Below are 13,100 nucleotides of genomic sequence, written 5' to 3'. Positions count from 1 at the left end.
GCGCATGACGCTGCGCCGCCCGGCAGATTCGCACCGTTCCAGCGCGGCAATCATTCATCCGGCGCAAGGTCCGCAACGGCCTGTCGAATTGTCCAGTTCACCCAAATATTTTTCCGGCGCACGTGCGCGCCCGCACGCAAACGTCGGATGATTCGACCCTGCCGCACGGGACGGCGCGCTCCCATCCGGCCCCACCATGCAGCTCCGGTTTATCAGGGGATTCCCGGTATTTTTTCGTATTTTCTTCGAAATAACGGGTGACATACTTGCCCCCGTTGCGCTCCGTGCGAGCGCGCTTTCCGATCCAGCCGGCCGCTCGTCATGCGCTGCGCGTCCGCCCGGGTCGCACAGGACATGAACGATTTCGACACCACGATCCAGATCTTCCTCACCCACGTGACGTTCGGCCCGTTGATGAATCACGCGATCCGCGTGATCGCGGGCCTCTACACGTTCAAGGGCTTCGTGCTCATTCCCGTGCTGTGCTGGCTGTGGTTCCAGCCGGTCCCGCACCGCGAACGGCAACGCGAGCTGGTCGTCGCCACCGTCGCGAGCGGGATCATCGCGTTGGCCATCGGCCGCGTGCTTGCCCAGGTGCTGCCGTTTCGCGTGCGGCCGATCTACAACCCCGACCTGCACCTGCACTTTCCGTCGGCCGGACTGCGCGCGGCGACGCTGCAGACATGGAGTTCGTTTCCGAGCGATCACGCGATGCTGTGGATGGCGATCGCGACCGGCATCTTCATCATCGCGCGCCGCGTCGGCATCGTCGCGCTGCTGTATTCGATCGTGTTCATCTGCCTGCCGCGCGCGTATCTCGGCTTTCACTATCCGACCGACCTGATCGCGGGCGCGGCGATCGGCATCGCGATCGCCTGGCTGCTGACGCGCGACGCGATCCGGTCGCGATTCGCGCCGCCGGTGCTGGAGATGATCCGGCGCTTCCCCGCGCCGGCCTATACGCTCGCGTTCCTGCTGTGCTTCGAGTTGATCACGCAGTTCGACGAACTGCTGACGCTCGCGCAGTCGGCCACGCGCACGATGTGACGGGCACCTTCGCGATGCTGCCGCTGCTGTCGTTCCGTCGCCCCGGCGCGCGCTGCCGGCCATGCGCGGCCGCGGCCCGCCGTGCGACGGCCGCGCCCGTCAGTCGCGATCGGGCGCGCCGAGCGGAAAGAACGCACGATACGGCCGTGCCTCGTCCACCGCGCGCGCAAACGACGGCCGCGCGAGCAGACGCTTGCGGTACGCGATCACGTTCGCGAACGCCGGGTCGATCCGGTGCGTCCAGTCCGCGTAGAACAGGAACGGCGCCGCGCCGCAATCGGCGAGGCTGAAACGGTCGCCGGCCGCCCATTCGCGATCGGCCATCGTCTTGTCGAGCCACGCATACGACGTGTCGAGCATCGTGCGCGCGTCCGCCACTCCACGCGCATCGCGTTCGGCTTCCGGCCGCAGCGCATCGAACACGACCTTCTGCTGCGGCGTCGCCACGTAGTTGTCGAAGAAGCGGTCCATCGTCCGCGCCTCGAGCGCGGCGCGCGGATCGTCGGGCAGCAGGCGCACGGGGCCGGGATGGTTCAGGCCGAGATACTCGATGATGATCGACGCCTCGATCACCGTACGACCCGCGTCGACGAGCACCGGGAAGCGCTTCAGCGGCCACAGCGCGGTCAGTTCCTGCATCGGCTTCGGATCGTCGTGCGCGAGCACGCGATAGTCGAACGGCGTGCCGTTCTCGTACAGCGCGGTCAGTACTTTCTGGCAGTAGGACGAAAAGGGATGGGCGTAAAGCGTCGGCATCATTGACAGGTCTCCCGGGGTTTCGGCGCCGCGTCGTGCAGCGCCACATGATCGGATACCTGGACGACGCACGGCGCCCGGCCGTTTCGACATCGATCCGGAATTTTTTTGGAAGACTGCCTGGGCCGCTACGACCGGCCATCCGTCACGACACGCCCTTCGGCACGCCAGCGCAGCATTCCGCCGCCGAGATTCGCGACCGCGTCGAAGCCGGCCTTCTTCAGGATCACCGTCGCCTGCGCGGAGCGCCCGCCGGCCCGGCACACGGTCACGACCGGCCGCTCGCGCGCGATCTCGCCGATGCGCGCGGCCAGTTCGCCGAGCGGGATCGGCGTCGCGCCGGGCAGATGGCCGAGCGGGCCTGCGAATTCGTCCGGTTCGCGCACGTCGACGACCTGCACGGCCGGCAGATGATCCTCGAGCCATTGCGGATCGATTTCCCAGAAACCGGCGAACGTATAGACGAGGGGTGCCCAGTCGGCAGCCGCCTGCGCATCGGGCGCGTTCGCGGCGACGCCGCACTGGAGGTTCGCCGGCACCGCGACGTCGATCTGGCGCGGATGCGCGAGCCCGAGGTTGCGCATGTAGCCGGCGAAATCGTCTTCGCTGAGATCGCCGCCGAGGCGCGGGTTGAAGCGCCGCTCCTCGCCGACGCTCGTCACCGTGAGCCCGCGATAGTCGTGGGCCGGATACAGCAGGCACGCGGCCGGCAGCGTGAAGAGCCGGCCGTGCACCGCGCGATACAGCGCGCGCGGGTCGCCCTGCTGGAAGTCGGTGCGGCCGGTGCCGCGGATCAGCAGGCAATCGCCGGTGAACGCCATCGATTCGTCGTCGAGCACGAGGCTGATGCATCCGCTCGTGTGGCCGGGCGTCGCACGTACGGTCAGGTAGCGCGAGCCGAACGCGCAGCGGTCGCCGTCGTTCAGGTAGCGGTCGGCGCCCTGCGCGCCGCTCGCGGCCGAGATCGCGATCGCGCTGCCCGTGTGCTGCTTCAGGAGCCACGCGCCCGTCACGTGATCGGCATGCACGTGCGTGTCGACGGTCGCGACGAGCCGCAGCCCGAGTTCGTCGAGCAGCGCCACGTCGCGGCGCATCTGCTCGAACACGGGATCGATCAGCAGCGCCTCGCGCGATGCGCCGTCGGCGAGCAGATACGTGTACGTCGACGATTGCGGGTCGAAAAGTTGCCGGAAGATCATTGCTCTGTTGCTCCGTCGTCGTCTGGTTCTTCAGTGAGGTGTAGTCGGATCGGCATGCTGCATATCGCAGCCGGGCGCCGGCGTCGGCATGACGACATCGCCACCGCGCGAGCGGCATCGCACCCGCCGCGTTTCGCCCATTCATACAGCGTAGATCAAAATGCCCGCGCCGCCGGCATCACTCCGCGCGGCAACCGATTCCGACGACGAATCGCGCACGCTGGGACGATGCGCCGCGCCGGGACGGCCGCGCACGCTGCCTTACACTACGGCCTGTTCACGTCTCCGATCACAGGAATGCCCCGACATGTCGATGACGATCGATCCGAAGCAGGCCGCCGCGCTGCTGGCCGTCGCCGACACCGGCAGCTTCGAGCAGGCGGCCGTGCGCCTGCACGTGACCGCGTCCGCCGTCACGCAACGGGTCCGCGCGCTGGAGGCGAGCCTCGGCACGCCGCTCGTGCTGCGCACGCGGCCGTGCCGCCCGACGGTGGCCGGGCAGCGGGTGCTGCAACACCTGCGCCGCGTCGCGCTGCTGCAGGCCGACCTGCAGAGCACGCTCGCGACCGAGCGCGCATCGCCGATCTCCGTGACGATCGCGCTGAACGCCGACAGTCTCGGCACGTGGTTCCTGCCCGCGCTGACGTCCGTGCTCGCGGGCGAGCGGATCCTGTTCGAACTGATCGTCGAGGATCAGGATCACACGTTCGCGCTGCTCGAAAGCGGGATGGCGGTCGGCTGCGTGACGACCGAGCCCAAGCCGATGCGCGGCTGCATCGCGACGCCGCTCGGCACGATGCGCTACCGGCTGCTCGCGGCCGCCACGTTCGCGGTGCGCTGGTTTCCGCGCGGGCTGAACCGCACGAGCGCCCGCCGCGCACCCGTCGTCGCGTATTCGCGGCGCGACACGCTGCAATCGTCGTTTCTGAAGGAGAAGTTCGGGTTACCCGAGGGCGCGTACCCGTGCCACTACGTGCCCGGCACTCATTCGCACTTCGCCGCGGTGCGGCACGGGCTCGGCTACGCGATGGTGCCGGAGCCGCTGATCGGCACCGCGCCGCTCGACGCGCAGGGGCTCGTCGATCTCGCGCCCGCGCATCCGACCGACGTCACGCTGTACTGGCACGCGTGGACCGTGCAGTCCCCGACGATGGCGTCGCTGTCCGCACGGGTCGTCGAAGCGGCGCGCCGGCTGCTCGCGCCGTTGCCGTAACGCTGGCGGGTGAGCGGGTGAGCGGGTGAGCGGGTGAGCGGGTGAGCGGGTGAGCGGGTGAGCGAGTGATCGACGCTACCGGCGCGGTATGCGTCGCGGCGAGAAAGTCAGCCGCGCCGCCTATACTTTTTCCATCGGCCTCGCGAACGCGCCGCGCGGCCGATCATCCAGGTCCGGCCGTTCCCTTTCATGTGAGGAGAACATCATGTCCCGCCGCTATATCGATTGCCGCGAGTTTCCCAGCGCGATGCACTGCTCGGTCGCAATTTCCGCTGACTCCGACAACGAACTGCTGGAGGCCGCCGTGCAACATGCGGTCTCGGTGCACCAGCACACCGACAGCGCCGAACTGCGCACGCAGCTCAAATCGCTGTTCCGCGACGGCGCGCCACCCGTCGACACGCCGCCGCAAGCGTAATCCGCCGGCACGACGCGGATCGACCGACAGCGCGCCGCGTCACCCCTTCCGTGTGTTGCGTCATGCCAGATCGCGCCGGCCCGGCGCGGGCCGGCGCATTTCGCGTCACGCGCGACGCTGCGCGAAATACGCGCCGACCGCGTCGACGAACGTGTCGATGTCCGCGCGCGACACGTCGCAATGCGTGACGAAGCGCGACGCATACAGCATCTGCGTGAGGATCCCGCGCGCCTTGAGCCACGCCTCGAGCGGCGCGCAATCGGCTTCGGGGAATTGCGCGAACACCATGTTCGTCGCATGCGACAGCACCTTCACCGAGTCGATGCGCGCGAGGCCGGCCGCGAGATGCGCGGCATTCGCGTGATCGTCCGCGAGCCGCTCGACGTTGTGATCGAGCGCATACAGGCACGCCGCCGCGAGAATGCCCGACTGCCGCATCCCGCCGCCCAGCACCTTGCGCCAGCGCTGCGCGCGCTCGATCAGCGCACGGCTGCCGACCAGCACCGAGCCGACCGGCGCACCGAGCCCTTTCGAGAAGCAGATCGACACGGTGTCGAACGGCGCGCACAGCTCGGCGATCGGGCGACCCGATGCGACGGCCGCATTGCAGACGCGCGCGCCGTCGAGGTGCGTGGACAGCCCGCGGCCGCGCGCGAACGCGACGGCTTCCTGCACATAGCCTTCGGGCAAGACCTGGCCGCCGATCGTGTTTTCGAGCGCGAGCAGCCGCGTCCGGGCAAAGTGATTGTCGAGCGGCTTGATCGCCGCGGCGATCTTCGCGAGCGGCAGCGTGCCGTCCGGCGCGTTCTCGATCGGTTGCGGCTGGATGCTGCCGAGCACGGCCGCGCCGCCGCCCTCGTACTTGTAGGTATGCGCGAGCTGGCCGACGATGTACTCGTCGCCGCGCTCGCAATGCGACATCAGCGCGGCCAGGTTGCTCTGCGTGCCGCTCGGGAAGAACAGACCGGCTTCCTTGCCGGCGCGCTCGGCCGCCACCGCCTGCAGGCGCAGGACGGTCGGGTCGTCGCCCCAGACGTCGTCGCCGGTTTCGGCGGCCATCATTGCAGCCAGCATCGCCTGGCCTGGACGTGTCACGGTATCGCTGCGTAAATCGATCATCGCTGTGCCCTGAGTAAACGCGAGCCGGAACCGATGCGCCCGGCCCTGCCGAAACGAGACTGAGAGTGTACGCAATTCGCGCGGCGGCTGCCGCCCGCCGCCGCGCGCCCGGTTCCGCACGCGCGACGTCGTTCCGATGATGCGACGCGCCATATTGACGCACGTGCGTCAGACCGCCACGCCGCGGCCACACGCGCCGCGAGCGGTCTTCTTGATACGAATCAACGATTTAACCCGAATTGGCGCGCGACGGGCTGGACATCTGCGACGAGTTGGCGCATTTCGCGGTGCAACATCGCGACCCATACTCCAGCCAACCCCGCTGCCTGTCTGCCGGGGTCCGCCGGCACCCGCCGGCGGGTATCGTCAGCCTCGGTCATCTGGTATGGACACCGCACTTTCGGCCCTCGATCTGGCCCGCCTGCAATTCGCGTTCACCGTCTCCTTTCACATCGTCTTTCCGGCGCTGAGCATCGGCCTCGCCAGCTTCATCGCCGTGCTCGAATATCGCTGGCTGAAGACCGGCAAGCAGTACTACAAGACGCTCTGCCTGTTCTGGTCGAAGATCTTCGCGGTCGCGTTCGGGATGGGCGTCGTCTCCGGCGTCGTGATGAGCTATCAATTCGGCACCAACTGGTCCGGCTTCTCGAGCTTCGCCGGCGCCGTCACCGGCCCGCTGCTGATGTACGAGGTCATGACCGCGTTCTTCCTCGAGGCCGGCTTCCTCGGCATCATGCTGTTCGGCTGGAACCGCGTGAGCCCGCGCGCGCACTTCGGCGCGACGCTGATGGTCGCGATCGGCACGCTGATCTCGACGTTCTGGATTCTCGCGTCGAACAGCTGGATGCAGACGCCGCAAGGCTTCGAGATCGTCGATGGCCGCGTCGTGCCGACCGACTGGTTCGCGATCATCTTCAACCCGTCGTTCCCGTACCGCCTGTTCCACATGGCGATCGCCGCGTTCATCGTCGCCGCGCTGGTGGTGGCCGCGACAGGCGCGTGGCACCTGCTGAAGGGCCGCCGCGACAAGGGCGTGAAGAAGATGTTCTCGATGGCGCTGTGGCTGCTGCTGGTGCTCGCGCCGCTGCAAGCCGTGATCGGCGATCAGCACGGCATCAACACGCTGAAGCACCAGCCGGCGAAGATCGCCGCGATCGAAGGGCTGTGGGAAACCGAAAAGGGCGGCACGCCGCTCAACCTGTTCGGCATCCCGGACATGAAGGCGGAGACGACCCGCTACGCGGTGAAGGTGCCGCACCTCGGCAGCCTGATCCTCACGCACAGCTGGGACGGCGAGATCCGCGGGCTGAAGGACTTCCCGCCGCAAGACCGCCCGAATTCGACGGTCGTGTTCTGGAGCTTCCGGATCATGGTCGGCCTCGGCTTCGCGATGATCGGTCTCGCCGCGCTCGCCTGGCTGCTGCGCCGCCGCGGCCGCCTGTATGAATCGAAGTGGTTCCAGCGCTTCGCGCTCGTGATGGGCCCGACCGGTTTCGTGTCGCTGCTCGCGGGCTGGGTGACGACCGAAGCCGGCCGCCAGCCGTGGGTCGTGTATGGCGTGATGCGCACCGCGCAGGCCGTGTCGCCGCTGTCGGTGCAGCAGGTCAGCCTGTCGATGATGACGTTCGTGATCGTGTACTTCCTCGTGTTCGGCACCGGCGTGTACTACATGCTGAAGCTGATGAAGGCCGGCCCCGCGCTGCCCGACGTCGAGCACGACGCGACGCACGACCTGCCCGACACGCGCCCCGATCACACCGCGCGCCGCCCGATGTCGGCCGTCGACGAGCTGATCGAGACCGTCTGAGCCCACTCCTTTCGCATACGAGAAAACCTATGGACGTCACCGTAATCTGGGCCGCGATCATCGCATTGGGGCTCTTCATGTACGTCGTGCTCGACGGCTTCGACCTCGGCATCGGCATCGTCTTCCCGTTCTTCCCGGACGAGAAGGAACGCGACCTGATGATGAACACGGTCGCGCCCGTGTGGGACGGCAACGAGACGTGGCTCGTGCTCGGCGGCGCCGGGCTGTTCGCGGTCTTTCCGATCGTCTATTCGACCGTGCTGTCGGCGCTGTACCTGCCGCTGATCTTCATGCTGGTGTGCCTGATCTTCCGCGGCGTGTCGTTCGAGATCCGCGCGAAGGCGCGGCGCACGAAGCAGCTGTGGGATCTCGCGTTCATCGGCGGCTCGGCCGGCGCGACGCTGTTCCAGGGCATCGCGCTCGGCGCGTTCCTGCAAGGCATCGACGTGAAGGACGGCGTGTACGCCGGCGGCGCATTCGACTGGCTCACGCCGTTCAGCCTGCTGACGGGCCTCGGCCTGCTCGTGACCTACGCGCTGCTCGGCTGCTGCTGGCTCGTCGCGAAGACCGAAGGCGATCTGCAACGGCGCCTCCATCGCGTCGTGTGGCCGCTGACCGTCGTGCTGCTCGGCTTCATCGCGGTCGTCAGCCTGTGGACGCCGCTGCAGGATCCGGCCATCGCGCAGCGCTGGTTCGATTCGGGCCTGTTCTGGCGTTTGCTGCCGGTACCGTTCCTGGTCGCCGCGTGCGCGGTGTGGATGCGCCGCGCCGTGCGCGACCGGCACGACATGACGCCGTTCGTGCTCGCGCTGGCGCTGGTGCTGCTCGGCTACGTCGGTCTGCTCGTCACGCTGTTCCCGTATGCGATTCCTCAGACGATGACGATCTGGGAAGCGGCGGCGCCGCGTTCGAGCCAGACCTTCACGCTGGTCGGCGCAGCGGTTATTCTCCCGATCATCATCGCCTACACGACGATGGGTTACTGGGTATTCCGAGGCAAGGTGCGCCATGAAGACCAGCATTACTACCACCACTGATTCCGCCGGTCGCCCGCCCGAGGCGCCGCGGCCGCGGATGCGCGGCTGGATGTGGTTCGTCGTTCTTTGGGCGGGCGGCGTGATCGGCGCCGTCACGCTGGGCTATGCGTTCAAGATCTTCATGAACCTGACGCTGTTTGCGGTGAAATAAGCTGCGCGGGGTGCAACGCCCCGCATCCGGCCCTCTCGCCGTACTGCACGCTGCCGTGGCGCCTTGCGACATCGGGCCGGCGATCGGGTGAGCGGCGCCGGACGGCGGCGAATGCGCGACCGGCTACGCGTCCTGCCGCACCACGCCGAGTTTGAGCCCCAGCATGCCGAATATGCGGTTCATCGTCTGCACCGTCCCGTCGCTGCGCCCCTGTTCGATATCCTGAATCGTCTTGATCGACACGCCGGCAAGCGTCGCCATTTCCGCACTCGTCAGCCGCATCGTCTTCTTCAGGTGCCGCACCGATTCGCGCAGCGACCATTCGGGATGTGCGAGAACGCCCTCGATCGCTTGCCGCCGGAGCGAAAGCTGTTCGGGAAGCGGCAGCGCGTTGTAGCGTTTGTCCATCGTGTCGCCCTCCGCCTAGCCCAGCGCATCCAGTTCACCGGCAAGCCGCTCGAGTCCAGGCCGCAGAAACGCATGCACGTCGTCCTCCAATCCGAGACCGGCGCCGTGATCGGCGATTTCCTGCAAACGCGGCGCCATCGCACTCAGCCGCGCCTGCAATGCAGCACGGTCCAGCACGACATGCGTCTCGCCCGTCTGCGGCTCGCTCGACCGAACGACCGCATCAAGCACGCGCGCCCAGTCCGGCCGGCCACCGTCATTTCCTTCCCAACGAATACGCCTCGCAATGCCATCCGGATGCAGATACATCGGTGCAAAGTCGTAAAGCGGCGTCAGCGCGATGCGCCCGTCGAAATCGCGCTGCAACGCGGTGTTTCGCGCATGGTTGTCCTTGTTGCCCAACGCGAGATTCGCGACGTCGCGGCACAGGTATTCAGCCACCTCGGCCTGGGGGTTCGTGCATTGACGCACGAGATGCCGGCATACCTCGTCATGGCTCGGCACGACACCGAAGCCGGCCTTGCCCGTCAACGAAGCCACGCTTTCCTGAGCGAGCCGGACAACGCGACCGCCCACACGCGCACGATCGAAACGCCGGATGAAGAGCGAGCGGTCGCGCAGCACCAGCGGCGCATGCACGCGCAAGCCGAGACGCTGGGCCAATGACATGTAGGGCGCTTCGTGACGCAGGATCTGCGCGAGGCGCGCGTTCGCGCCACGTCCGAACTTGACGATGTAATGCTCGATCGCGCGCTCGTCCGGCAGCGTGTGATCGAGATAGAGCAGCCCGTCGTCGGCGCGGGTCAGCAGCAGCTTCGGCCACTCGCCCTGCACACCCGAAGAGCCCGCAACGAAGAATCCGTGCGCGGCAAGATATTCGCTGAACGCGTCGCCTCGCGCGACCACCTCCTCGTCGGTAAAACCTTGCTGCGGCCCCTGACGCTCGGCAAGCCATTGCGCCGCTTCCTTGACGCGCAGATTCCCGATCGAATTACCGGCCCCCGCGAGCAGCAGCGGCCAGTCGGCATGCTGCTCCGCCGTTTCCGGCAAACCGAGGCGGCGCAACAGTTCCTCGCGGCCGAAGCCTTGCGGCAGCAGATCGATCAGGAAAACAGGCCAATGCGGTGTCTCCAGTGGCTCGAGGCCAACCGGAAAACGGCACGTCATCGCATGCGCGTCGCGGGCAGGCCGATGCCGAATGGCCCACTCGACGTCGTAACCGGTATAAGCACGCGCGCGCCAACCTTCCCCGGGGTCGCCGAACAGGTTGACGACGCCGATGTCGTGCCAGGCACCGTCGGCATGGAGCTGGATCGTGCAGGAGGCGTTCATTTCGGAAGAAATATATATAAATTACCAAGCAGCGAGCAAGTAAAGTATATATTTTTCTACCGAAATGCAAATCTTCTTCGTCGAGTACGCCTGAGCAGGCGCACCTTGAATCAGCTTCTGCGGGTCAGCGCCGCCTCGATCTTGCGATCCGTCTTGTACTGGCTCAGCGCATACACCGACCAGATCGCAGCAGGCAGCCAGCCGATGATCGTGAGTTGCAGGAGCAGGCAAATGATCCCGGCGATCGGACGGCCGATCGTGAAGAACTGGAACCACGGGAGCAGCAGGGCAAGCAGAAGGCGCATGAACGATCCTCTCGGTACGTCGTTGAACGGGTGATGCGCGACGAATATGCCGGTGCATGCGGCGAAATTCAAGCCACACGACGGCAGGCGGCGCCGTCGACCGCCCGGCGCCGCCTGCGTCGCCCGCCTCATGCGGCGGGCGCATTCCCGTTACAGCGCTTAGCGCCCGATACCCAGCCCCGGCAGCACGCCCGTGTTCTCGGCCACCACCGCGTGCAGCAGGCGCGGATCGGCGCCGAGCAGCGCGAGGATCGTCGGCGCGACCTGCTTCGTGCCGACGAGATCGTTCACCGTGCGCGCGCGATGGAGGCCCGGATACGACACGAGCAGGCCGAGGTGGCTGTCGTCCGGTGCGTTGCCGCCGTGCTCCTCGTCCTTCTTCGTGCTCGACGTGTAGATCACGCCCGGATTCGGCTGGACGACGATGTCCGGCGTGCGGCCGTTGGCCGGATCGCCGAAGCGGTCGGCGAGCGCCGCGCCATACAGCACGTACGCCTGCGGGCCGTCCGCGCAGATCCCCGGCGCGTTGCAGCCGAGATTCGCCTTCAGCGTCTGCACGACGGCCGTGCGCTGGCTGCGGTCGCGCAGCCAGATCAGCCCGACGTCGTCGGTCTGCACGAAGCCCGTGCCGACCAGGCCCGAACCGTCGTTCAGGTTGCCCGTTGTCGTGTTGTTCTGGCCGAAGTTGCCGTTCGGATCGATGTAGTTGTTCGCTTCGAGCAGCTTCGTCAGCGTGTCGCCGTTCTTCACGAGCTTCGTGTGATCGGTCGGCGACTGGCCGTGCTTCGACGTGACGATCACGGCCGTCGACGAATACAGGTTGGCCTGCTTCAGCGCCGCGACGACATGGCCGATCGAGTTGTCGACATACGTGATCGCATTCGCGACCTGCCCGTTCGGCGTGAAGTCGGCGTCGAGATAGCCGCCGCCCTTCGCGACCGGCGCCTTCTGCGCGACGCTCAGCGTCTGGAAGTTCGCGCCGAACAGCGTCGGCACCGGCGCATTCTTCGTACCGGTCGAATCGCGGCCGCCGATCTGGTTGATCAGCGCCTGCACGTGGAGGTTGTCGAAGCGCGCGGTGTGCGAATAGACGTCGGTGTAGGCCGTGTTCGTCGCCGGGTCGATCGAATTGATCTCGGTGCGCATCAGATCGTCGACGCCCGTGCCCGATGGGCCGTTCAGCCAGTCGTAGCCCCACGCGTGCTTGTCGGCCCACGCGGTGTGCGCATTCGGCACGCCGGCCTTCACGGCCTCGAACACCGTGTTGGTCTTCACGTAGTTGTGCGGGTAGACCGGCACGCACTGGCCGTTGACCTTCGCATGCGGAATCGCCTGCGGATTGAACGCGCCGCCGCCGTCGAGGTGCACGAGCGCGCCGCCGTTCTGCGCGTCGATGCCGGTCGTCTCGTCGAACACGACGTTCCAGCCCTGCTTGCCCGAGCATGTCGAGTCGCTCGGCGCGTACAGGTTACGGTCGTACGACACGTCGTAGAACAGGCCGGCCGTCTTCGGCGAGCCGCCCGTCACCAGCGCGGCGAGGCCCGGAAACGAATCCGACAGCCCCGGCGTGTATGCATTCGCGTACGTCACGCCGCTCTTCGCGAGCACGGCGATGTTCGGGCACGTATTCGCGCCGATGCAGCGCGCGAGATCCTGCTCGTGCAGGCCGTCGATGCTGAGCAGCAGCACGTGCTTCACGACGCGGCTCGCCCGGCCGTTGCCCTCGCCCTGATCGTTACCGTCCTGTTGCGCCGCATGCACGCCTGCGCTGGCGAACGCCAGCGCGCCCGCCACCATCGCCGCCATCTTCCGCTGTTTACCGAAAAACGAAATCATCACCCCACCTCATCGATTGATGTTGAACTCCGTGACCTGCCATCAGGCGCGCAAAATATCGCCGGATCGTGGGGCGGACGGATGAAGCCAGGCTTTCTGTTCTCTGTCAAACGTAACCAAACGCAAGCGACATGAAGCGGTCGCCATGCGATGCGCGCCGTGCGCCGGCCGTGCGGCCGGATTTTTTTTCGGGTTGGCCGGCGACTATTGGCGTGTGATAAAGGGTTTTCCCTGACCCGGAGCACGAGTATGTCGACCCTGGAAGCTCTCCGGTTCGTGCTGGACGATGCACGTACCCCCGAAATCATTCGCCATCACGTCGTCGACGCGCTGCAGTACGCGTTGCGCAACTACGGACAGGTGTTTACCGCGAAGGAAGTCGAATGGCTGACGCAGTGGGACGACGCGCGTCTGCCGCTGGCCGCGAGGAAGGAGCTGGACAAGCGCGAACCGGCGATCGCCGGGCGCTGAA

At 66.8% G+C, this 13,100-nt stretch carries 14 protein-coding genes; 7 read left to right on the top strand and 7 right to left on the bottom strand.

Features of this window, described 5'->3' with window-relative positions; genetic code table 11:
- The first annotated feature begins 354 nt into the window (after positions 1-354).
- Positions 355-1,047: a phosphatase PAP2 family protein gene (locus C4B30_RS13685; RefSeq protein WP_027781646.1), complete on the top strand. Its 693-nt coding sequence runs from the start codon at positions 355-357 to the stop codon at positions 1,045-1,047.
- Between the two features lie 99 nt (positions 1,048-1,146).
- Here C4B30_RS13685 and C4B30_RS13680 read toward each other — a convergent pair whose 3' ends face one another.
- A complete protein-coding gene (locus C4B30_RS13680) occupies positions 1,147-1,806 on the bottom strand; it encodes a glutathione S-transferase family protein (RefSeq protein WP_027781647.1) in 660 nt (219 codons plus the stop codon).
- A gap of 125 nt (positions 1,807-1,931) precedes the next feature.
- Entirely contained in the window at positions 1,932-3,002 is a 1,071-nt protein-coding gene (locus C4B30_RS13675) for an MBL fold metallo-hydrolase (RefSeq protein WP_027781648.1), read from the bottom strand.
- A 307-nt stretch (positions 3,003-3,309) separates the two neighbouring features.
- Here C4B30_RS13675 and C4B30_RS13670 point away from each other — a divergent pair, with 307 nt between their 5' ends.
- Both C4B30_RS13670 and C4B30_RS13665 read left to right on the top strand, forming a co-directional pair.
- Positions 3,310-4,215, top strand: a complete 906-nt coding sequence (locus tag C4B30_RS13670) for an HTH-type transcriptional regulator ArgP (RefSeq protein WP_027781649.1) — start codon at positions 3,310-3,312, stop codon at positions 4,213-4,215.
- A 205-nt stretch (positions 4,216-4,420) separates the two neighbouring features.
- A complete protein-coding gene (locus C4B30_RS13665) occupies positions 4,421-4,633 on the top strand; it encodes a DUF1059 domain-containing protein (protein WP_027781650.1) in 213 nt (70 codons plus the stop codon).
- A gap of 105 nt (positions 4,634-4,738) precedes the next feature.
- Here C4B30_RS13665 and ltaE read toward each other — a convergent pair whose 3' ends face one another.
- The gene (gene ltaE, locus C4B30_RS13660) at positions 4,739-5,752 is read right to left on the bottom strand and encodes a low-specificity L-threonine aldolase (protein WP_027781651.1); all 1,014 of its coding nucleotides are present in this window, start codon (positions 5,750-5,752) and stop codon (positions 4,739-4,741) included.
- A 385-nt stretch (positions 5,753-6,137) separates the two neighbouring features.
- Here ltaE and C4B30_RS13655 point away from each other — a divergent pair, with 385 nt between their 5' ends.
- From C4B30_RS13655 to C4B30_RS13645, 3 genes are read left to right on the top strand one after another with little or no spacing between them, the layout of a single operon-like run.
- Positions 6,138-7,559 carry a cytochrome ubiquinol oxidase subunit I gene (locus C4B30_RS13655; protein WP_027781652.1) on the top strand — a complete coding sequence of 474 codons (1,422 nt, stop codon included), beginning with the start codon at positions 6,138-6,140 and terminating at the stop codon, positions 7,557-7,559.
- A 29-nt stretch (positions 7,560-7,588) separates the two neighbouring features.
- Positions 7,589-8,596 carry a cytochrome d ubiquinol oxidase subunit II gene (gene cydB / locus C4B30_RS13650; protein ID WP_027781653.1) on the top strand — a complete coding sequence of 336 codons (1,008 nt, stop codon included), beginning with the start codon at positions 7,589-7,591 and terminating at the stop codon, positions 8,594-8,596.
- Positions 8,568-8,747, top strand: a complete 180-nt coding sequence (locus C4B30_RS13645) for a hypothetical protein (protein ID WP_027781654.1) — start codon at positions 8,568-8,570, stop codon at positions 8,745-8,747. The genes cydB and C4B30_RS13645 overlap by 29 nt, the downstream gene beginning before the upstream one ends.
- A 123-nt stretch (positions 8,748-8,870) precedes the next feature.
- Here the strand turns inward: C4B30_RS13645 and C4B30_RS13640 are convergent, their stop codons facing one another.
- From C4B30_RS13640 to C4B30_RS13625, 4 genes are all read right to left on the bottom strand, one after another.
- Positions 8,871-9,155 carry a helix-turn-helix domain-containing protein gene (locus tag C4B30_RS13640; protein ID WP_027781655.1) on the bottom strand — a complete coding sequence of 95 codons (285 nt, stop codon included), beginning with the start codon at positions 9,153-9,155 and terminating at the stop codon, positions 8,871-8,873.
- Between the two features lie 15 nt (positions 9,156-9,170).
- Complete coding sequence (locus C4B30_RS13635; protein WP_027781656.1) at positions 9,171-10,487, bottom strand: type II toxin-antitoxin system HipA family toxin; 1,317 nt, start codon at positions 10,485-10,487, stop codon at positions 9,171-9,173.
- Positions 10,488-10,597: 110 nt separating this feature from the next.
- Positions 10,598-10,792: a YqaE/Pmp3 family membrane protein gene (locus C4B30_RS13630; RefSeq protein ID WP_027781657.1), complete on the bottom strand. Its 195-nt coding sequence runs from the start codon at positions 10,790-10,792 to the stop codon at positions 10,598-10,600.
- Positions 10,793-10,951: 159 nt separating this feature from the next.
- The gene (locus C4B30_RS13625) at positions 10,952-12,628 is read right to left on the bottom strand and encodes an alkaline phosphatase family protein (RefSeq protein WP_105132599.1); all 1,677 of its coding nucleotides are present in this window, start codon (positions 12,626-12,628) and stop codon (positions 10,952-10,954) included.
- A 249-nt stretch (positions 12,629-12,877) separates the two neighbouring features.
- On the opposite strand from C4B30_RS13625, the gene C4B30_RS13620 reads away from it, so the two are divergent.
- Positions 12,878-13,099 (top strand): hypothetical protein, encoded by a 222-nt coding sequence (locus C4B30_RS13620; RefSeq protein WP_011548933.1) that lies wholly within the window; start codon positions 12,878-12,880, stop codon positions 13,097-13,099.
- The last annotated feature ends 1 nt before the right edge of the window (position 13,100 follow it).

Origin of the sequence: Burkholderia sp. BE12 (assembly GCF_002959955.1) — a bacterium.
GTDB lineage: Bacteria > Pseudomonadota > Gammaproteobacteria > Burkholderiales > Burkholderiaceae > Burkholderia.
The sequence above is the reverse complement of the archived record's forward strand: the minus strand, read 5'-3'. Positions and strand labels throughout refer to the sequence as shown.